Source organism: Alteraquisediminimonas sediminicola, assembly GCF_019740335.1.
In the GTDB taxonomy this organism is placed as follows: Bacteria; Pseudomonadota; Alphaproteobacteria; order Sphingomonadales; family Sphingomonadaceae; genus Alteraquisediminimonas; species Alteraquisediminimonas sediminicola.
On record NZ_JAHXZS010000001.1, the window covers coordinates 1081225 to 1101132 of the forward strand.

Here is a 19908-nt window from a genome sequence, read left to right on the forward strand (position 1 = left end):
GGCGCAATCGGCAAATGCGCTGCACGAACGGGCGGTCTTCGGGCCGTCCTTTGATTTTTTAGCGCGATTCGATTGGGGCGCGCCACAACCGTTTGAAGCAAGGAATTGGGTCATGGCGAAGCCGACCACAGTGAAAATCAAGCTGGTGAGCTCGGAAAACACCGGGTTTTTCTACGTCACCAAGAAGAATCCGCGGACCCAGACCGAAAAGCTGTCGTTCCGCAAGTACGATCCCGTCGTGCGCAAGCATGTCGATTTCAAAGAAGCCAAGATCAAGTAATCTGGCTTTTCTGACCGATTCGGTCGGGACAGGAACAGGGTCGCTTCGGCGGCCCTTTTTTGTTGTCTGACGCACGGCCAACGATGGCGGGACTATTCTCCTCGCCGAACCTAACCCGCCAATTGCGTCAGGATAAACGCCTGTTCCTCCGCGTCCTCATGCAGCGATTCATAGCGCCCCGATTTGCCGCCATGCCCCGCCGCCATATTGGTCTTGAGCAACAGCGCATTGTCGTCGGTCTTGGTCACCCGCAATTTAGCGACCCATTTCGCAGGCTCCCAATAGGTCACACGCGGATCATGCAGCCCGGCGGTCACCAACATCGGCGGATAGGCCTGCGCCGTCACATTATCATAAGGCGAATAGGATCGGATCAGATCGAACGCCGCCGCATCCTCGATCGGATTGCCCCATTCCGGCCATTCGCCGGGGGTGAGCGGCAGGCTCGCGTCCAGCATCGTGTTCAGCACATCGACGAACGGCACATGCGCCACCACCGCGCCATAAAGGGCGGGCGCCTGATTGATCACCGCCCCCATTAATTCGCCACCCGCCGATCCGCCGGAAATCGAGACCTTGCCCGCCGCGCCAAAGCCGCGCGCGATAAGGCCCTTGGTCACATCGACGAAATCGTTGAAGCTGTTGGTGCGCTTTTCCAACTTGCCGTCGAGATAATATTGATAGCCGAGATCGTCCCCGCCCCGAATATGGGCGATGGCATAGGCAAAGCCACGATCCAGCAGGCTCAACCGCACGGTTGAAAAACCGGGCGGGATCGCAATGCCATAAGCGCCATAGCCATAGAGATGGAGCGGTTGGCTGCCGTCTTTCGGATAATCCGTGCGATAGACGATGGACGCCGGGATCATCTTCCCGTCTCTCGCCTCGATCATCACCCGTTCGGTGCGATATTGGCGGGCATCATAGCCGGACGGGATCGTCTGGACCTTCAGCGTGTCCAACGCACCCGTCGCCAGATCATAATCAAACACGGTCGCGGGCGTGACCATCGACTGATAGCCGATCCGCAATGTGCCAACCCGATATTCGGGGTTGCTGCCCAGCCCTGCGGTATAGCTCGCCTCTGGAAAGGCGATGGGGGCAAGATCGGGCGCGGCGTAACCGGTGATCCAGATCTGATCCAAGCCCTGCTCACGCCCCTGCAACACCATCTGATCGGCAAAACAGGTGATGTCCTGCAAATAGATGCGCTCCGATCCGGCCAGCCATTCTTGCCACACCCCCGGCGCATCGAGCGAGGCCGTCACGATGCGAAAATTCACATGGGCATCATTAGTGCGGATAAACAGCGTATTGTCATGCTCCTCCACCTCATATTGCCGCCCATCCACGCGCGGCGACACTAATATGGGCGCAGCATCCACATCATCCGCCGGGATCAACCAACATTCAGAAGTTTCATGATTGCCGGTGGAAAGCGTCAGGAACCGGCGCGATTGGGTGCGCCCCACCCCCGCCTGAAAACGCTCGTCGGTCTCTTGATAGACCAGACGATCCTGCGCCGGATCGTCGCCCAGCCGGTGGCGCATGATCCGGTCAATCCGCCAATGATCATTGACCAGCCCATATAGCACCGCATCCGATTGCGCCGACCAGACCACGCCGCCCAACAGGCCGGGGATCACGGTCGCGCTGTCCTGCCCGGTCGCAAGATCGCGAATCCGCAGGGTAAAACGCTCGGCCCCGCTATCGTCGCAGGTCCATGCCAGCTTCATCCCATCCGGCGACACGACCAACGCGCCCAGCCGGAAGAAATCCTTGCCATGGGCTTGCGCATTTTCATCGAGGATACAGACCGCCGCCCCACCGTCTACAGCGGCGCGAAACCAGCGGCGATATTGTGTCCCCGGCGCGAACGCCCAATGATAAAGCCAGCCGCCATCGCGATACGGCACGCTCGACTCATCTTCATTGAGCCGCGCCTTCATTTCTTCAAACAAGCTATCGATCAATGGCTGATGCGGCGCCATTTGCGCCTCGAACCAGCGATTTTCCGCTTCAAGATGGGCAATCACCTGCCCATCATTCACGTCCGGATAGTTCGGATCGCGCAGCCACGCCCAAGGATCGTCGATGATCCGGCCATGATGGACCGACTGATGAGGCCGGGTCGCTGCGATGGGCGGCGTGAGGGGGGCTGGATCGGCCATGAAGTCCTTGAAGGATATGTCCTCAACCTCACCGGAGGTTGAGGACAAGATCAGATTAGTCGCGCAGCAATTCGTTGATCGCGGTCTTGGCGCGGGTCTGGGCATCGACGCGCTTGACGATCACGGCGCAGGCAAGGCTCGGCCCCGGCGTGCCATCGGGCAACGGCTTGCCCGGCAATGCGCCCGGCACGACGACCGAATAGCTCGGCACACGACCGACAAAGATTTCGCCGGTGGCGCGATCGATGATCTTGGTGGTGGAGGACAGGAATACGCCCATCGCCAGCACAGCGCCTTCTTCGACGCGCACGCCTTCGACGACTTCCGAACGCGCACCGATGAAGCAATTATCTTCGATGATCACCGGATCGGCCTGCAACGGTTCCAATACGCCGCCAATGCCGACGCCGCCCGAAAGATGGACATTTTTGCCGATCTGGGCGCAGCTACCGACCGTCGCCCAAGTATCGACCATCGATCCCTCGCCAACATACGCACCGATATTGACGAAGCTCGGCATCAACACGACGTTCGGGGCGATAAACGAACCGCGACGCACGACCGAACCCGGCACCGCGCGGAAACCGGCGGCGCGGAACTGGGCGGCATCCCAACGGTCGAACTTGCTCGGCACCTTATCAAACCACACGGCCTGCCCCGGCCCATTGGCGATAATTTCATTATCATTGAGGCGGAAGGACAGAAGCACGGCCTTTTTCAGCCATTGATTGACGGTCCATTGGCCATCCGCGCCCTTTTCGGCGACCCGCGCCTTGCCGGCATCGAGCAGCGCGAGCGCCGCCACCACCGCATCGCGCGTCGCGCCAGTGGTGCCGGCGTTGATCGTGTCGCGGGCATCCCAAGCGGCTTCAATGTCCTGTTGCAGACCTGTCGTCATGTCGTTTTCTCCGTAATCTGATTCAGCCAATGGCCGATATGCGAAATTTCCTCATCAATCCATGCATGATCGACATCATGATCGCCGCGTTCCGATCCGTTGTTGATCCAGACCGTCATCATGCCCATCGCTTTGGCCGGGCGCAAATTCTGCGCCATGTCCTCGACAAACAGCGCCTTGTCAGGCTTGACCGCACGCAGGCGGACAAGGCTGTCATAGGCATATTGCGCCGGTTTCGGCACATAATCACAGGCAATGATGTCGTGCAATTCATCGAATATATCGGCGATCCCGAGCCGATCCAGCACCCGCCATGCGTAAGACGCATCGCCATTGGTGAACACCATCCGCCGCCCCGGCAGGCGTAGCAGCGCCGCCCGCATATCGGGATCGGCCTTCACCACCGATAAATCAATGTCATGGACATAATCGAGGAAATCGCCCGGTTCGACCCCATGATGGCGCATCAGCCCCGCCAAGGTCGTGCCATGTTCATGGAAATAGCGTTTCTGCACCACCCGCGCCGCATCGGCATCGCAATCGAGCAGGCGCTGGATATAGGCGCCCATGCGCACATCGATCTGCCCGAACAAATCGCAATCCGGGTGATACAGCGTGTTATCAAGGTCGAAAATCCAGCAATCGACATGGCTGAAATCAGCCATCGCAATCGGACCCTACTGCCACATCCGCCAACCGGCACAGGCGCACCCGCGTGATCCGCCGTTCATCGCCATCCATCACCGTGATGCGCCAACCGCTCGGATGATCGAGTTCCGCCCCCAGTTCCGGCACGCGTCCAGCCAGCATGAACGCCAGCCCACCGACCGTATCGATATCGTCCTCGACCTCGGCCAAGGCCGGATCAACCCGTTCGCCTATTTCTTCCAATGGGGTGCGGGCATCGGCTTCCCAACTGCCATCCTCCCCCATCACGAGCAGCGCAGGCGCTTCCTCGTCATATTCATCCTCGATCTCGCCGACGATTTCCTCGACCAGATCTTCAATCGTCAGCAATCCATCGGTCCCAGAATATTCATCGACGACAATCGCGAGATGGGTCCGGGTCCGGCGCATTTCCTCCAACAAGTCGATCACGCCCATCGATGCCGGGACATAGCGCGGCTCGCGGATCAGTTCGCTGATCGCCGCCGGGCGCGGTGCGTCGGTCGCCAGCACGTTGAACACATCCTTCACATGGATCATGCCGACAATTTCATCGAGGCTCGAACGATAGACCGGCAAACGGCTATGCCCCGCATCGACAAAGGCCGCGACCAGTTCATCAAAGCTCGCGCTTTCCGCAATGGCGACAATGTCGGAACGCGGCACCGCGACATCGCCAACGGTGCATTCCGCGACGGCCAACACATTGCGGACCATCTGGCGTTCATCGGGCGTCAGATCGTCGCCCGGCTCGCCCGTCTGCACATGGTCATCCTCATGATCGCCAATCGCGTCTTCGATCTGATCGCGCAGGCTGGCGCCATGCAGGCGGAAATGGATCAAATGGCGAAGCTTGCCCCATAATCGCGTATTGCCATTGCCGCCATTATTGTCGGTACTTCGCCCGGATATATCGTCTGCCATGAAATTGTTACTGGTTACTCCGCATCGTCATAAGGGTCATCAAGGCCCAAGGATGATAGAGCCTGCCGTTCGATCGCCTCCATGGCGTCCGCTTCGGCATCCTCCAGATGATCATAGCCTAGCAGATGCAGCATGCCATGGACAACCAGATGGATCGCATGGGCCGAAACGGCGATCTGCTTGTCCGCCGCCTCGCGCGTACAAGTCTCGACCGCGAGCACGATATCGCCGAGCAACACCTCCGGCCCCTCGCCATCCTCCAGTGCATCGACCTCGTCGGGCGATAGCATCGGAAAGCTCAGGACATTGGTCGGCTTATCCTTTTCGCGATAGTCGCGATTGAGGGCATGCACCTCAGTATCCGAGGTAAAACGCACCGCCACCTCAACCGGCAACCGTCCGGTCGCCAGCCTCGCATAAGGCGTATGCGCGAGCGCGGTTTCTACACCCTTGCGAGCCAGCGCCTTCCAGTCCTCGCCCTTCGGCCAGACGGGTTCGACAATAACGTCAACGTCGATCATTCGTATCTATTATCCGGGCCTTCATAGGCCTCGACGATCTTGCCGACGATCGGATGGCGCACGACATCGCCCGCGCCAAAACGGACCATGGAAATACCGTCGATCCCGGACAATTTGGCCACTGCATCGGCTAATCCCGATTGCGACGGATTGGGCAAATCGATCTGCTTGGGATCGCCGCACACCACCATCCGGCTATTCTGGCCAAAACGCGTGAGGAACATCTTCATCTGCGCGGGCGTCGTATTCTGCGCCTCATCGAGAATGACAAACGCATCGGACAAGGTCCGGCCCCGCATGAACGCAATCGGCGCGATTTCAATTTCGCCGGATGCGATGCGGCGCTCCACCTGTTCATTGGGGAGCATGTCATACAACGCATCATATAGCGGGCGGAGATAGGGATCGACCTTCTCCTTCATATCGCCGGGGAGGAAGCCAAGCCGTTCCCCCGCCTCGACCGCCGGACGCGACAGGATCAGGCGATCAACCGACCCTGCGATCAACTGCTGCACCGCCTGCGCCACCGCGAGATAGGTCTTGCCCGTCCCGGCTGGCCCCAATGCGAAAATGAGATCGTCTTGCGCCAGTCGCTCCATATAGCGAATTTGCGTGGGGGAGCGCGGCACGATGGTTTTCTTGCGGGTGCGGATCATCACCGATGTCCCGCCCATGCCACTATCGGAGCGGACAATACCATCCAGCGTCGGCTCATTGGACATGGCGATCACGCCATCGATCAGACCGGCGTCGATTTCCTGACCCTGCACCAAACGGTTATACAGGCCGGTCAGCACATCGCGCGCCTGGGCGATGGCCCCTGCCTCGCCCTCGATCTGCAACTTGCCCCCGCGTGCGGCAATATACACGCCAAGGCGGTTCTCGATCGCGACCAGATTGCGATCAAATTCGCCGAACAGGCGACCTAATAATTGCGGCTTATCAAAGAGAATTTCGAGACGACCTTTTTCACCCTCACGAGCTTGCACCGGTTTCCTCGACATCAGGCCGCTTCCTCCATTGCCAGAGTGGCGCCAAGGCTGTTTGGCCCGGCGGTTTGAATATCAACCTCGATCAAACTGCCAATCGGCAAATCGGTGTCGACGATCACCGATTGCAGCCAAGGCGACTTGCCGATCTTCTGCCCCGGCTTTTTGCCAAGGCGTTCCAACAGGACATTGGTGCGACGACCCAAAGCCGCCTGATTGAAGCGGTGCTGCTGCTCATTCAACAGGCCCTGCAACAATTGCAGCCGTTCGCTCATCACCGCATCCGACACATGGTCTTCCATGGTCGCAGCAGGCGTGCCGGGGCGCGGGCTATATTTGAACGAAAAGGCGAGGCTGTAATCAACATCGCGGATGATCTGGAGCGTATCCTCGAAATCGCGATCCGTCTCGCCGGGGAAGCCAACGATGAAATCGCCCGAAATCGCAATGTCGGGCCGGACTGCCCGCACGCGTTCGATGATCCGCAAATAGGTATCGCGATCATGGCTGCGGTTCATCGCCTTCAAAATGCGTTCGCTGCCCGATTGGACCGGCAGATGGAGGAACGGCATCAGCTTTTCCACATCTTTATGGGCGTGGATCAGCCCTTCGGTCATGTCCATCGGATGGCTGGTGGTGTAGCGAATACGCGCGAGGCCATTCAGACGATCCAGCGCGCGGATCAGGCCATCCAGCCCTTGCGCCTGTCCCTTTTCATCCACCCCGGTCCATGCATTCACATTCTGGCCAAGCAGCGTGATTTCAACCGCCCCGGCATCGATCAAGGCGCGGGCCTCGTCCATCACCGCCGCCCAAGGGCGCGATACTTCCGCCCCACGGGTATAAGGCACGACGCAATAGGTGCAGAATTTGTCGCACCCTTCCTGCACCGTCAAAAAGGCGGACGGCCCTTGGCGCTTGCGCTTGGGCAGGACATCGAATTTCGATTCCACCGGCATATCGGTATCGACAACGCGTTCGCCCTTCCTCGCCCGTGCGATCAGATCGGGCAGACGGTGATAGGCCTGTGGACCGACGACAATATCGACCTCGCGCGCGCGGCGGCTGATTTCCGCCCCTTCGGCCTGCGCGACGCAACCGGCGACCGCCATCATCGGGCTGGTGCCATCTGGCCGCACCCGCATCCGGCCAATTTCCGAATATAATTTGTCAACCGAGCGTTCGCGAATGTGGCAGGTGTTGAGCAGGACAATATCCGCCTCATCCGCCGTTTCGACCGCCACCATACCGGAAGTGCCAAGGAGTTCGCCCATGCGCTCACCATCATAGGCGTTCATCTGACAGCCATATGATTTCACGAAATAGCGCTGGGGGGAGGCGGATTTGTCAGGATTCGCTGTCATGTTGAAACAGCTATACCCGGTGATGACGAGAAGCGGAAGCTATCAGCGACTCATTGATCGCCTGTTGCATCGCATTGCTCAATGCCTTGCGGTCAGGATAATCGGACGAACAGACTGGCGCACCGAACATCAGGGTCAGCCTGATGGGCCGAATGCGCGACAAGATGCGCATCGCATTATGGCCGAACGGCTCTTGATCGATCCATGCAATCTCCGCCGCATCCGACCCGAAATCGAGCGCGACCGGCTGCACCATCGCCCTTTCGCGCGGCGGATACAAAGCCGCGAATAACGGGGCCTTGAATGGCCGCAAGACAATGCCATCCCCGGTCGTGCCTTCCGGGAACAAGGCCACCGGCGCACCCTCTTTCAGCGCTTCGACCAGCTCGCCCGCCTGCGCACGCGCCATCGCGGGGTTACTGCGATCCACGAAAATCGTATCCACCAATCGCGCCAGCGCACCGATCAATGGCCAATGGCGCACCTCGGCCTTGGACACCATCCGGGCATGGCCGACGCCGCCCAGCGCCAGAATATCCAGCCAGCTCACATGATTGGCGACATACAGGACATGCCGCCGCAACGGCTGGCCGCGCCAATTGATCTTTAGACCCACCAACACACCCGCCAGCCGAAAAAACCATCTCGGACAGGGCGTGTGCTGTGTAAAAATGCGCAATATCAGATGGAGCAAGAATAACGGCAACAAGATCAGCAGAATTGCCGCAATCCGCGCCCAGGCGATCACCCGCATCAACCGGCGATCATTCAGGCCGGTTCAACCGCACGCCGAACAATTCCAGCCGGTGATCGACCAGTCGGAAACCGAGTTTTTCAGCTATACGACGCTGCAATTCTTCCAATTCCTGATCAACGAACTCGATCACCGCGCCGGTTTCGACATCGATCAAATGATCGTGATGGACATCTGCCGCCGCCTCATAACGGGCGCGGCCATCACCGAAATCATGACGCTCAAGAATACCCGCCTCTTCAAACAAGCGGACGGTGCGATACACGGTCGCGATGGAAATCCCCGCATCGATTGCCGATGCGCGGCTATGCAGCAATTCCACATCGGGATGGTCATCCGATTCGGACAATATCCGGGCAATGACCCGACGCTGCTCGGTAATGCGGAGTCCCTTGTCCGCGCAGAGCGCTTCGATATCGATTTTGCGATTCATTATTGCCCCGATCCCTGCGACACGTCGGCGTTGTGTATCGCGAAACATTGCTCAAGAAAAGCGATGGCCCATAAAAACGAAACCGGGCTGGTAGCATACTCAAATAAGTAGCCCCCAACCCGGTTACGAATTTTAAAAGTTGAACTTAACGCTTGGCTGCCGGACGACCCTTGCCGCGACGGCCCGAACGGCCAAGGCCGATCTGCACGGCCAATTCACGACGCTGTGCCGCATAATTCGGCGCAACCATCGGATAATCGGTCGGCAGGCCCCATTTCGCGCGATAATCATCCGGCGTCATGCCATATTGGCTCATCAAATGGCGCTTGAGCATCTTGAGCTTCTTGCCGTCTTCAAGACAAACGATGTAATCCGGCTTGATTGAAGAACGGATCGAAACAGCAGGCTCCTGCTTTACTTCTTCGATCTGCACAGGTGCGCCAAGGCTATTCAGCGCATTATATACGTTCGAAATCAGTGCCGACACATCGTTAATCGCGACGGTATTATTGCTGACATGCGCGGCGACGATATCCGCAGTCAGTGCCAGCAAGCCTTCTTGAATGTCTGTAATCTCTGCCATGGTGCGACCCTTGTGTAATGCAGTTGAATGGATACTCAATACGAATGGGCTATTTAATTAGCCCAATATTAGAACGCAAGTCTTAGTTGGCCCAAAAAATTCAATAATATATTAAATCACGCGATCCATTTTCTCAGGGTTAATGCATCAAAGGTTTCAACACCGCTGCCGTGATAATAATTGGGTCGTCGACCGATCACTTCAAAACCATGCGCGCGATATAAATGCATCGCCGGATTGCCATCCCGAACTTCAAGAAATAGCGATTTTACGCCATGTTCAGCTAAAATTATATAGCCCTGATCAAGGATATTATCCGCAATAGCTTGGCGACGATGAACAGGATCTACCGCCACCAACAATAATTCGGATTCATCGACAACGCGACTGAACAGGGCAAACCCATCAACCATCTGTTCGTTATTTTCATGTACCAATAACAAGATGCCGGGCATGATCATCATGCTCGTCAACTGCGCCTTGGTCCATGCTTCGCCAAATTGCGAATCAAACGCAGCTTCCATCACCACCATGACCGCATCCAGATCGGACATGCTGCCGGGCCGGACGCCGTTATTATTCATGCGGGTAGCGGCGCCATGGGCTTGGCATCTGCGCCCCGGCCATAAATGGGTTGGGCATCCTGCAAGATCATCTCCGCAGGCAGCCACAGCGCCTCTCGCGCATCGGGGGCAAGATCAAGAAACGCCATCTCTGGAAAATGCGCTGCATAGGCGGCAGCGGCGCTGCCAATCGCGACATATTCTGCGCCATGCGCCGTGATCGCCGCCTCCGGCAGCAAAGACTGAAAAGGCGCAGCAGCGATGATCCCATTGTCCGTGCGAACAAACGGCTGGACAAACCATTCGCCATGGCCGCCCAAAGTCACCACCAAAAACCGGTCCTGTGCAGGCAATGCCCGTCCTGCCATCACCGCGAGCAGATCAAGCGTGCGAAACCCATGCACCGGCACCTGCCACGCAAAGCCAAGCGCGCGCGCCGCCGCAATGCCGACCCGCACCCCGGTAAAGCTGCCCGGCCCGCAATCGACAAGGATCGACCCTGCCCGGCCCTGATCGGGCAAGGCGGCCATCATCGGTAACAGATGTTCGGCATGGCCCCGCGCCATTGAATCATGGCGATAGGCCGTCACCTCGCCCACAGATATCAGGGCAATCGAACAAGCGGAGGCCGCCGTTTCAATGACAAGGGTGTCGGCTATCATCTAAAAGCGCGGCATCGGATACGGGCAGCCAGCAAATCAGGCGATGCGGTTCGACTGATCGAACGTCGGGCGCGGCGCGCGCGGATAGGCGCTCGCCAAATCACCATAGCCAATGGTCGCGATGAAATTGGACTTCACCGATGTCCCGGCAAAAAAGGCTTGATCGACCGCCGCATTATCGAAACCCGACATCGGACCGACATCAAGGCCCAGCGCGCGCGCCGCCATGATGAAATAGCCGCCCTGCAACGAACTGTTCCGAAAGGCGGAGGTTTCGGCAAAGGCAGTATTGCCCTCAAACCAGCTTTTCGTTTCCATCGCGGGGAAAAGTTCGGGCAGGCGCTCGTAAAACTCAAGGTCCATGCCGATAATCGCGGTCACAGGCGCGGCCTTGATCTTGGTGGCATTGCCCGCAATCGCACAGGCCGCGAGCTTGTCCTTCGCCTCTTGCGATACGCACCAGACGATGCGGATCGGTTGGCAATTGACCGAGGTCGGCCCCCATTTCAGCAAATCCCAGACCGCATGCAGCGTTTGTGTCGCGACCGGCTGATCAAGATAGGCATTCACCGTCCGCGCCGTGCGGAACAATTGATCCATTGCCTGATCGCTCAACGGTGCAGCCATTCGTATTTCCTTGAAATATTGGGGGTCGGCAAGAAATCGGCGCGTTTATACAGCGCGAACTTCGGTCACTTCCGGCACATAATGCTTCAGCAATTGCTCGATGCCCTGCTTCAACGTTGCCGAAGACGACGGACAGCCGGAACATGCGCCCTGCATCGCCAGACTGACCACGCCCTGCGCATAAGAGCGATAGACAATATCGCCACCATCCTGCGCGACCGCCGGGCGCACCCGTGTTTCGATCAGATCCTTGATCTGGGCAATGATCTCGGCATCCGCCGGATCGTCCAGATCTTCATCAACAATCGCAATGCCCGCCGCAGTGCCGCCACGGAACAATGGCGCACCGCTCGCGAAATGATCGAGCAGAATGTTCAGCACATCATTCTTATTGGCCGCCCAATCGCCGCCCACGCCCAGCGTCACGGAAATAAAGTCGCGACCGAAAAACACCCCCGACACATCGCCAAGGCTGAACAACGCAGAAGCCAGCGGCGACACCTCGGCCTCTTCCGGCGACGCGAAATCGCGGCTGCCATCGGCAAGAACGGTCTGACCCGGCAAGAATTTGAGGGTCGATGGATTGGGGGTGAGTTCGATTTCTATCAGCATGACGCCTAAATGGGAGTTATTCGCAAAAAGCGCAAGGCATCTCCTGTGCCCAATGCGCGACCGGACTTGACTCTTCGCCCCCCATCCCCTAGCCGCGCGTTTCGCAATTGGCCCTGCACCCCGGTGAAGCAGTGGCCCTGCCCCATGCACGCATGAGGCAGAGCGGTACCGGGACCGAGAAGAAACGCAATTGAAGGAAGTATCATGACGAAGCGTACAAGCGCCAAGTACAAGCTCGATCGCCGTATGGGCGAAAACATCTGGGGCCGTCCGAAGTCCCCGGTGAACAAGCGCGAATATGGTCCGGGCCAGCACGGTCAGCGCCGCAAGGGCAAGGCCACCGATTATGGTATTCAGCTCCGCGCCAAGCAGAAGCTGAAGGGCTATTATGGCGATGTGACTGAAAAGCAGTTCAAGCGCGCCTATCAGGAAGCCGATAAGATGAAGGGCGATACGTCGCAGAACCTCATCGGCCTGCTGGAACGCCGTCTGGACGCGATCGTCTATCGCGCCAAGTTCGCCCCGACCATCTTCGCTGCGCGTCAGCTCGTCAGCCACGGCCATGTCTATGTCGATGGCGTGAAGTGCAACATCGCATCGCGTCAGGTAAAGGCCGGTCAGGTCATCTCGCTCGGCAAGAAGGCGCAGGAAATGGCGCTGGTGCTCGAAGCACAGAGCCTGTCCGAACGTGAAATCCCTGATTATGTCACCCCGGATGGCGTGACCAAGGTCACCTTCACCCGCGTCCCGACGCTGGACGAAGTACCTTATCCGGTGAAGATGGAACCGAATCTGGTCGTCGAATTCTATTCGCGCTAATTTTCGGTACAGTATTAAAGAAAAGGGCGGTCCCGCTGGGGCCGCCCTTTTTTTGTTTATGCCCGCGTTTTTGTTTTGGCCTCAGGCGCCGGGCGGCGACATCCGGCGCTTGTGGCTACGCCGCAATAAGCGGCGGCGGCCATTCGGCCTTGCGGCGGCGGTGCCGCCGGGGGTGGGGGATAGCGAGGTCTGCCCTTGGAAATTGCTCCCAACGGCACGCAGTGCCGCAAGCGCGAACGCGCGCCCGAGCTTATTGCGAGGAAAGCCAAGGCAGCGGATGCTGCCGCCCGGCGCCTGAGGGACTAATTAAAAACCCCTAAATCAAACCCGCCGCGCCACCATCGAGCGCGCCAAAATCCGCATCACGCATTCATCATGCTGGTTGAACATTTCGGTGCGGGTGCGGATGCTGCCCCGGTCGGGCTTGCTACGCGACGGCGTTACTTCCAGCACTTCCCATGTCAGTCGTAGCGTATCGCCGGGATAGACCGGCTTCAACCAGCGCAGTTCATCAATGCCGGGGGAGCCAAGGCCCTGATGGCCGACCGCGTTGAAATGTTCGACCAACATCGCCATCGACATCGCGCCGCTGTGCCAGCCACTGGCGGCGATGCGACCAAAATGGGTCTTGGCCGCCGCCTCATCGTCAAGGTGAAAGGGCTGCGGATCGAATTTGCGCGCGAAGTCGATCACGTCTTCGCGCGTCACCTCATAATGGCCAAAATGGCAGACCTCGCCAACAACAAGATCTTCCAGATATTGCGCCATGACCGCCTTGCTCCTCAATAATTACTGGCCGAACACGCGGGCAAAGATCGTGTCGATATGCTTCAGATGATAGCCAAGGTCGAACTTTTCTTCGATCTGCTGCGGGCTGAGCGCCGCCGTCACTTCCTCATCGGCTTTCAGCAATTCCATCAACGACAATTGCCCATCCGATTCCCACACTTTCATCGCATTGCGCTGAACGAGACGATAGCTGTCTTCCCGGCTCACGCCCGCTTGGGTCAGCGCCAGCAGCACGCGCTGCGAATGGACGAGACCGCCCATTTTGTTGAGATTCTTTTCCATCCGCTCCGGATAGACGAGCAGCTTGTCGATTACGCCGGTCAGGCGACCAAGCGCGAAATCAAGGGTGATCGTCGCATCCGGCGCGATATAGCGTTCAACCGACGAATGCGAGATGTCGCGCTCATGCCACAAGGCGACATTTTCCATCGCCGGCAGGGCATAAGAACGCACCATCCGGGCAAGGCCGGTCAGATTTTCGGTCAGCACCGGATTGCGCTTGTGCGGCATGGCCGAAGAGCCCTTCTGGCCCGGCGAGAAATATTCCTCAGCTTCCAGCACTTCGGTGCGCTGCAAATGGCGCACTTCGACCGCGAGACGCTCAATCGACGAGGCGATCACGCCCAAGGTCGCGAAATACATCGCATGGCGATCACGCGGGATGACCTGTGTCGACACCGGCTCGATTTCAAGGCCAAGCTTGGCCGCGACATGTTCTTCGACCTGCGGGTCGATATTGGCGAAAGTGCCGACCGCGCCCGAAATCGCGCAGGTGGCGATGTCCTTGCGCGCCGCGATCAAGCGATCCTTGCAGCGCGAAAATTCGGCATAGGCTTCTGCCATCTTCAAACCGAACGTCACCGGCTCGGCATGAATGCCATGGCTGCGGCCAATCGACGGTGTCATCTTATGTTCAAACGCGCGACGCTTGATCGCCGCCAGCAATTGATCGAGATCGGCCAGCAACAAATCGGTCGCCCGCGATAATTGCACCGCAAGGCAAGTATCCAGCACGTCGGAAGAGGTCATGCCCTGATGCATGAACCGTGCTTCATCGCCGACATTTTCCGCAACCCAGGTCAGGAATGCGATCACATCATGCTTGGTCACGGCTTCAATCGCGTCGATGGCGGCGACATCGATCGTCGGGTTGGTCGCCCACCAATCCCACAACGCCTTGGCGGCGGACTTTGGCACAACGCCCAATTCCGCCAGCGCATCGGTCGCATGGGCTTCGATTTCGAACCAGATCTTGAAGCGGGTTTCCGCATCCCAGATCTTGACCATGTCGGGACGTGAATAGCGGAGAATCATGGCAGGGGCTTTCTGCAAGGAATGAGAGTTGCGCTGCCGCTAGCAAAGCAGGCCGCTTTGGGCAATGCGCGGCTTGACTTGGCCTTGGCCCTGCCTATGGGTTGCAGCCATGTCCGAGATGCTGAAAATCACCCTTCCCGATGGCTCTGTGCGCGAAGTGGCACAGGGGACCACCCCTTATGATATCGCCGCCGCCATTGGCCCCGGCCTCGCGAAAGCCGCGATTGCGGCGCGAGTCGATGGCGAATTGCGGGACATCACCCGGCCTTTGACCGGGGATGCGACGCTCGCGCTCGTCACCTCGAAAGATGAGGCGGACGCGCTGGAACTCGCGCGTCATGATTTCGCGCATATTCTGGCCGAGGCGGTGCAGACACTGTTTCCCGGCACGCAGATCACCTTCGGCCCCTCGACCGATGATGGCTTTTATTATGATTTCGCGCCCAAGGATCGCCCGTTCACGGATGAAGACCTGCCCGCGATTGAGGCCGAGATGCGTAAAATCATCGCCGCCAACAAGCCATTGCGTCGCGAAATCTGGGACCGCGATGCGCTGATCGCCCGCTGGCGCGCGCAAGGCGAGAATTTCAAGGCCGAATGGGCGGCAGAATTGCCTGCGGGCGATGAAATCAGCGTCTATTGGTCGGGCGATGATTGGATGGACATGTGCCGTGGGCCGCATCTGGCCTCCACCGGGCGGCTCGACCCTCAGGCGTTCAAGCTCACCCGCGTATCGGGCGCTTATTGGCGCGGCGACCAGAAAAACGCGATGTTGTCGCGCGTCTATGGCACCGGCTGGCTGAATAAAAAGCAGCTCGACCTGCATCTGACCCGGCTCGAAGAAGCCGCCAAGCGCGACCATCGCAAATTGGGGCAGGAAATGGACCTGTTCCATCTCCAACAAGAAGCGCATGGCAGCGTGTTCTGGCATCCCAAGGGCTATATGATCTGGCGCGAGCTGGAAGCCTATATGCGCCGCGCCATTGATGGTGCCGGTTATAAAGAGGTCAAAACGCCGCAGGTGATGGACTCCCGCCAATGGGAACAATCCGGCCATTGGGGCAAATATCGCGAAAATATGTTCGTCATCCCGGATGAGGTGCCGAATACCGAGGACGAAGGTCCGGTGATTTCGGGCGAGGCCGATTGGATGGCCTTGAAACCGATGAACTGCCCGGCGCACGTCCTGATCTTCCGTCAGGGGATCAAAAGCTATCGCGACCTGCCGTTGCGTATTTACGAAAATGGCTGCTGCCACCGCAATGAACCGCATGGCGCGTTGCACGGCCTGATGCGCGTCCGCCAGTTCACGCAGGACGACGCCCATATCTTCTGCCGCGAAGATCAGATCGTCGATGAAGTGCGGAAATTCTGCGCACTGGCCGACCGCATCTATCAACAGCTTGGCTTTGAAGGCTATTCGATCAAGCTCGCGCTGCGCCCTGAAAAACGCTTCGGCACCGAAGAGATGTGGGATCAGGCCGAAACCGAATTGCGCGATGCCGTCGCGGCGGCGGGCCTTGCCACCGATGCCTATGGCTGGGAAGAATTGCCGGGCGAAGGGGCGTTTTATGCGCCCAAGCTCGAATGGCATCTGACCGATGCGATTGGCCGCACGTGGCAGGTCGGCACGATCCAGTCGGACCGCGTGCTGCCGGAGCGGCTGGACGCGAGCTATGTCGCCGAAGATGGCGAAAAGCATCGCCCGGTGATGCTCCACCGCGCGATTTTCGGGTCCTATGAACGTTTCATCGGCATTTTGATCGAACATTTCGCGGGCAAACTGCCGGTCTGGCTCGCGCCGGTGCAGGCCGTGGTCGCGACCATCGTGTCCGACGCCGATGATTATGCCCATGATGTCACCGCCCAGTTGAAAGCGGCGGGCATTCGCGTCGAAAGCGATCTCCGCAACGAAAAGATCAACTATAAGGTGCGCGAACATTCGCTGGCGAAGGTCCCGCATCTGTTGGTCGTCGGCAAGCGCGAGGCCGAAGAAGGCACCGTCGCCATCCGCACTTTGGGCGAGGAGCGCCAGCGCTTCATGCCCTTGGCAGAGGCGATTGCGCTATTGAAGGCCGAGGCAACGCCGCCCGACCTGCGCGTATAAGGAGACTGATCCATGTTCCGCACCCTCACTCCGAATTTGTCAGTCGCCCCGCAGATCAGCCTCGAAGAGGTCAATGATGCCGCGCAACAGGGCTTTACCCTGATCATCAACAATCGCCCGGACGGCGAGGATTTCGACCAACCCACCGGCGCAGAGATCGAAGCCGCGGCCAAGGCATTGGGCCTTGATTATGTCGCGATTCCCATCACCCATGCCGGTTTCTCCAAGCCGCAGGTCGATGCGATGCTCGCCGCCGTCTCTCGCCCCGATGCGAAGATCCTCGCTTATTGCCGGTCCGGCACGCGCTCGACGCTCGTCTGGGCCTTGGCACAGTCCGCAGCAGGCGAAGATGGCGATGCGCTCGCCACGCTGGCGGCCAATGCCGGTTATGACCTGTCGCCGATCCGTCCGATCATGGATCAGTTGCGGGCGCATGCGGGTTAAAGCGCGCTGATATTAGGCCTAAATATCGTCACCCACACCTCCTCTTTCGTCACCGCACCCCTCGTCATTCCCCTTCCCTCGTCATTCCCGCGAAGGCGGGAATCCATAAGCACCACCGGATCGAAGGGCGTGCATCCTGCGTTGGTCCATCCTGTCTGGATTCCCGCCTTCGCGGGAATGACGACAAGAAAAGAAGAACAGGGCTAATTTCCAGCGCCGCCATCAGGAGGCAGTGACCTAGGATAGGTAGCCTGCAACCCTCCTGCCCTTAAATTTCGTTAACGGCACATCGCAGCCCGCTTGCGGCCAGCGCGCCAACCGCATAGACGAGTGCGCTATGGCAAAATCAAGTTCCGGTTCGTCGCCCGGCGGCATCAGACGGCTCATTTCCAGCCTGTTCAAATGGGGGTTCACCGCGGGCCTGCTGGGTCTTGTCGCGCTGGGCGCGGCGGTTGCCATTACCTATTCCTCTTTGCCCAGCTTCGAGGAAATGAAAGCCAGCCCCAATGGCCAGACCATCCGGGTCCGCGCCGCCGATGGCACGGTGATCGTTTCTTTGGGGCCGAGCTATGGCGATTGGCTGGCGTCCAACCGCATCCCCAATGTGATGAAGCAGGCGATCATCGCGGTTGAGGATCGCCGATTCGACATGCACCCCGGCATCGACCCCATCGGCATCGCGCGCGCCTTTTATGTGAATACCGCAAGCGGCATCCGCCGTCAGGGCGCATCGACCATTACCCAGCAGCTCGCGCGCAATATCTTCCTGTCCAACACCCGCACCTTTGGACGCAAGTTTCGCGAGATCATTCTCGCGCTCGCGCTGGAGGCGAAATTCTCCAAGAACGATATTCTCGAACTCTATCTCAACCGTGTCTATTTCGGCGGCGGCGCTTATGGCGTGGACGCTGCATCGCGCACCTTTTTCGGCCATGGCGCGGACCGGCTTTCGCTCGCGGAATCGGCGATCATCGCCGGTCTGGTGAAGGCCCCGTCGCGTTATTCCCCGACCGCCGATGCCGATGCCGCCCGTGGCCGCGCCGCAGTGGTGCTGGAAACCATGCGCGAAGCAGGCGTGATCAGCCCCGGCGAAGTCGCATCGGCGGACCTTGCGGGCGTCAAGCTCGTCGCCCCGACTGATAAGAACAGCGTGCGCTATTTCACCGATTGGGCGCTGCCGCAGCTCGATATGTACGTGACCGAAAAGAATGAGCCGCTGGAGGTCTGGACCACCCTTGATCTCAATATGCAGCGCGCCGCCGATGCCGCGATCCGCGCCAATGTGCCGACAGGTGCACAGGGCGCGCTGGTCGCGCTCGATCGCGATGGCGCGGTCCGTGCAATGGTCGGCGGCACCGATTACGTCACCTCGATCTATAATCGCGCGACCCAATCCAATCGCCAGCCGGGTTCGGCGTGGAAATTGTTCGTCTATCTCGCCGCGCTGGAAGCCGGGGTAAAGCCGGACGATCCCATCGTCGATGAACCGATCGACATTCTGGGCTGGAGCCCGCGCAACAGTAATGGCAAATATAGCGGCAATATCGATGTGCGCACCGGCTTTGCCTTTTCGGTCAATACTGTGGCAGCCAAGCTCGGTTCGCAAGTCGGCTTCAACGCGGTTGCCGATATGGCCCGGCGATTTGGCATCACGACTCCGATCAATACCCAGCCATCGATGGTGCTCGGCACCGCCGATGTCCGCCTGATCGAAATGACGCAGGCCTTTGCCGCGATCAATCGCAAGGGCGTGGCCGTGACGCCTTATGGCATCATCAAGGTCACGACCGGCAAGGGCGAACTGCTCTACACGCAGAAAATAGACGACAGTCGCGTGCTTGTCGCCCCTTGGGTCGCCGCGCAAATGACCGACCTGCTCCAGACCGCCGTCAACACCGGCACGGGCCGCGCCGCCCAGATCGGTCGTCCAGTCGCAGGCAAGACCGGCACCACCAGTTCTAACAAGGACGGCTGGTTCCTCGGCTTTTCCAGCGGCATCACCACCGGCGTTTGGATGGGCCGCGATAACGCCAAGCCCGTTTCCGGCCTGCAAGGGGGCCGGGCGCCTGCCCGCGCCTTCTCGCAATTCATGCAGGTCGCCGTGGCCAAACGCCCGGTCGAACAATTCGATACCAACGTCACCTTGCCCGAATGGCAGTTGGAACCGGATGAGGAGGTCTATCTCGACAGCCCCATCGACAATGCCGCCGGCCCGGATGCGGGCGAACTGCCGATTGATCCCAATATCGACCCCGGCAACAAGACCCCGCCCAATTTCGATGAAGGCGGCCAACAGACGCTGGATCGCGCATGGCTCGACAATGTCCTCGACCGGCCCGGCAGCGGCGGTCGATAAGCAGGCTTGACCGGGAGCAACCCCACCGGCAG

At 59.1% G+C, this 19908-nt stretch carries 21 protein-coding genes; 5 read left to right on the plus strand and 16 right to left on the minus strand.

All coding sequences use genetic code 11. The features are described 5' to 3' along the window. Window positions 1-112 precede the first annotated feature (112 nt). Window positions 113-280 (plus strand): 50S ribosomal protein L33, encoded by a 168-nt coding sequence (gene rpmG / locus K6117_RS05350; RefSeq protein WP_221792648.1) that lies wholly within the window; start codon window positions 113-115, stop codon window positions 278-280. Between the two features lie 110 nt (window positions 281-390). On the opposite strand, the gene K6117_RS05355 is transcribed toward rpmG, so the two are convergent. From K6117_RS05355 to K6117_RS05420, 14 genes are all read right to left on the minus strand, one after another. After that, complete coding sequence (locus K6117_RS05355) at window positions 391-2451, minus strand: S9 family peptidase (protein WP_221792920.1); 2061 nt, start codon at window positions 2449-2451, stop codon at window positions 391-393. Between the two features lie 55 nt (window positions 2452-2506). Then, window positions 2507-3349, minus strand: a complete 843-nt coding sequence (dapD, locus tag K6117_RS05360; RefSeq protein WP_221792649.1) for a 2,3,4,5-tetrahydropyridine-2,6-dicarboxylate N-succinyltransferase — start codon at window positions 3347-3349, stop codon at window positions 2507-2509. After that, on the minus strand, window positions 3346-4014 hold the full coding sequence (locus tag K6117_RS05365) for a pyrimidine 5'-nucleotidase (protein ID WP_221792650.1): 669 nt from the start codon (window positions 4012-4014) through the stop codon (window positions 3346-3348). The genes dapD and K6117_RS05365 overlap by 4 nt, the downstream gene beginning before the upstream one ends. Then, window positions 4007-4939 carry a hemolysin family protein gene (locus tag K6117_RS05370; RefSeq protein ID WP_221792651.1) on the minus strand — a complete coding sequence of 311 codons (933 nt, stop codon included), beginning with the start codon at window positions 4937-4939 and terminating at the stop codon, window positions 4007-4009. Before K6117_RS05370 ends, K6117_RS05365 begins: the two co-directional genes overlap by 8 nt. A 14-nt stretch (window positions 4940-4953) precedes the next feature. Further along, window positions 4954-5460: an rRNA maturation RNase YbeY gene (ybeY, locus tag K6117_RS05375; protein WP_221792652.1), complete on the minus strand. Its 507-nt coding sequence runs from the start codon at window positions 5458-5460 to the stop codon at window positions 4954-4956. After that, entirely contained in the window at window positions 5457-6464 is a 1008-nt protein-coding gene (locus K6117_RS05380) for a PhoH family protein (RefSeq protein ID WP_221792653.1), read from the minus strand. The genes ybeY and K6117_RS05380 overlap by 4 nt, the downstream gene beginning before the upstream one ends. Further along, window positions 6464-7813 carry a tRNA (N6-isopentenyl adenosine(37)-C2)-methylthiotransferase MiaB gene (gene miaB / locus K6117_RS05385; RefSeq protein WP_221792654.1) on the minus strand — a complete coding sequence of 450 codons (1350 nt, stop codon included), beginning with the start codon at window positions 7811-7813 and terminating at the stop codon, window positions 6464-6466. Before miaB ends, K6117_RS05380 begins: the two co-directional genes overlap by 1 nt. A gap of 10 nt (window positions 7814-7823) precedes the next feature. Beyond that, on the minus strand, window positions 7824-8567 hold the full coding sequence (locus K6117_RS05390; protein ID WP_221792655.1) for a lysophospholipid acyltransferase family protein: 744 nt from the start codon (window positions 8565-8567) through the stop codon (window positions 7824-7826). 10 nt (window positions 8568-8577) lie between these two features. After that, entirely contained in the window at window positions 8578-9000 is a 423-nt protein-coding gene (locus tag K6117_RS05395; RefSeq protein ID WP_221792656.1) for a Fur family transcriptional regulator, read from the minus strand. 145 nt (window positions 9001-9145) lie between these two features. Then, window positions 9146-9583, minus strand: a complete 438-nt coding sequence (locus K6117_RS05400; RefSeq protein ID WP_221792657.1) for a Ros/MucR family transcriptional regulator — start codon at window positions 9581-9583, stop codon at window positions 9146-9148. A 116-nt stretch (window positions 9584-9699) separates the two neighbouring features. Further along, window positions 9700-10116 carry a GNAT family N-acetyltransferase gene (locus K6117_RS05405; RefSeq protein WP_221792658.1) on the minus strand — a complete coding sequence of 139 codons (417 nt, stop codon included), beginning with the start codon at window positions 10114-10116 and terminating at the stop codon, window positions 9700-9702. A gap of 47 nt (window positions 10117-10163) precedes the next feature. Then, on the minus strand, window positions 10164-10808 hold the full coding sequence (tsaB, locus tag K6117_RS05410) for a tRNA (adenosine(37)-N6)-threonylcarbamoyltransferase complex dimerization subunit type 1 TsaB (RefSeq protein ID WP_221792659.1): 645 nt from the start codon (window positions 10806-10808) through the stop codon (window positions 10164-10166). A 36-nt stretch (window positions 10809-10844) separates the two neighbouring features. Beyond that, window positions 10845-11435: a malonic semialdehyde reductase gene (locus K6117_RS05415; protein WP_221792660.1), complete on the minus strand. Its 591-nt coding sequence runs from the start codon at window positions 11433-11435 to the stop codon at window positions 10845-10847. A 45-nt stretch (window positions 11436-11480) separates the two neighbouring features. Next, a complete protein-coding gene (locus K6117_RS05420) occupies window positions 11481-12047 on the minus strand; it encodes a NifU family protein (RefSeq protein ID WP_221792661.1) in 567 nt (188 codons plus the stop codon). A 204-nt stretch (window positions 12048-12251) separates the two neighbouring features. Here K6117_RS05420 and rpsD point away from each other — a divergent pair, with 204 nt between their 5' ends. Beyond that, a complete protein-coding gene (gene rpsD / locus K6117_RS05425; RefSeq protein ID WP_221792662.1) occupies window positions 12252-12866 on the plus strand; it encodes a 30S ribosomal protein S4 in 615 nt (204 codons plus the stop codon). 321 nt (window positions 12867-13187) lie between these two features. On the opposite strand, the gene K6117_RS05430 is transcribed toward rpsD, so the two are convergent. Both K6117_RS05430 and purB read right to left on the minus strand, forming a co-directional pair. Beyond that, window positions 13188-13634: a MaoC family dehydratase gene (locus tag K6117_RS05430; RefSeq protein WP_221792663.1), complete on the minus strand. Its 447-nt coding sequence runs from the start codon at window positions 13632-13634 to the stop codon at window positions 13188-13190. Window positions 13635-13655: 21 nt separating this feature from the next. After that, entirely contained in the window at window positions 13656-14969 is a 1314-nt protein-coding gene (purB, locus tag K6117_RS05435; protein WP_221792664.1) for an adenylosuccinate lyase, read from the minus strand. A gap of 109 nt (window positions 14970-15078) precedes the next feature. Here purB and thrS point away from each other — a divergent pair, with 109 nt between their 5' ends. The 3 genes from thrS (at window position 15079) to K6117_RS05450 (ending at window position 19876) form a co-directional block, all read left to right on the plus strand. Beyond that, window positions 15079-17076 (plus strand): threonine--tRNA ligase, encoded by a 1998-nt coding sequence (gene thrS, locus K6117_RS05440; RefSeq protein ID WP_221792665.1) that lies wholly within the window; start codon window positions 15079-15081, stop codon window positions 17074-17076. A gap of 12 nt (window positions 17077-17088) precedes the next feature. Continuing rightward, window positions 17089-17520 carry a protein tyrosine phosphatase family protein gene (locus K6117_RS05445; RefSeq protein WP_221792666.1) on the plus strand — a complete coding sequence of 144 codons (432 nt, stop codon included), beginning with the start codon at window positions 17089-17091 and terminating at the stop codon, window positions 17518-17520. Between the two features lie 337 nt (window positions 17521-17857). Further along, on the plus strand, window positions 17858-19876 hold the full coding sequence (locus tag K6117_RS05450) for a transglycosylase domain-containing protein (protein WP_221792667.1): 2019 nt from the start codon (window positions 17858-17860) through the stop codon (window positions 19874-19876). Window positions 19877-19908: the final 32 nt, after the last annotated feature.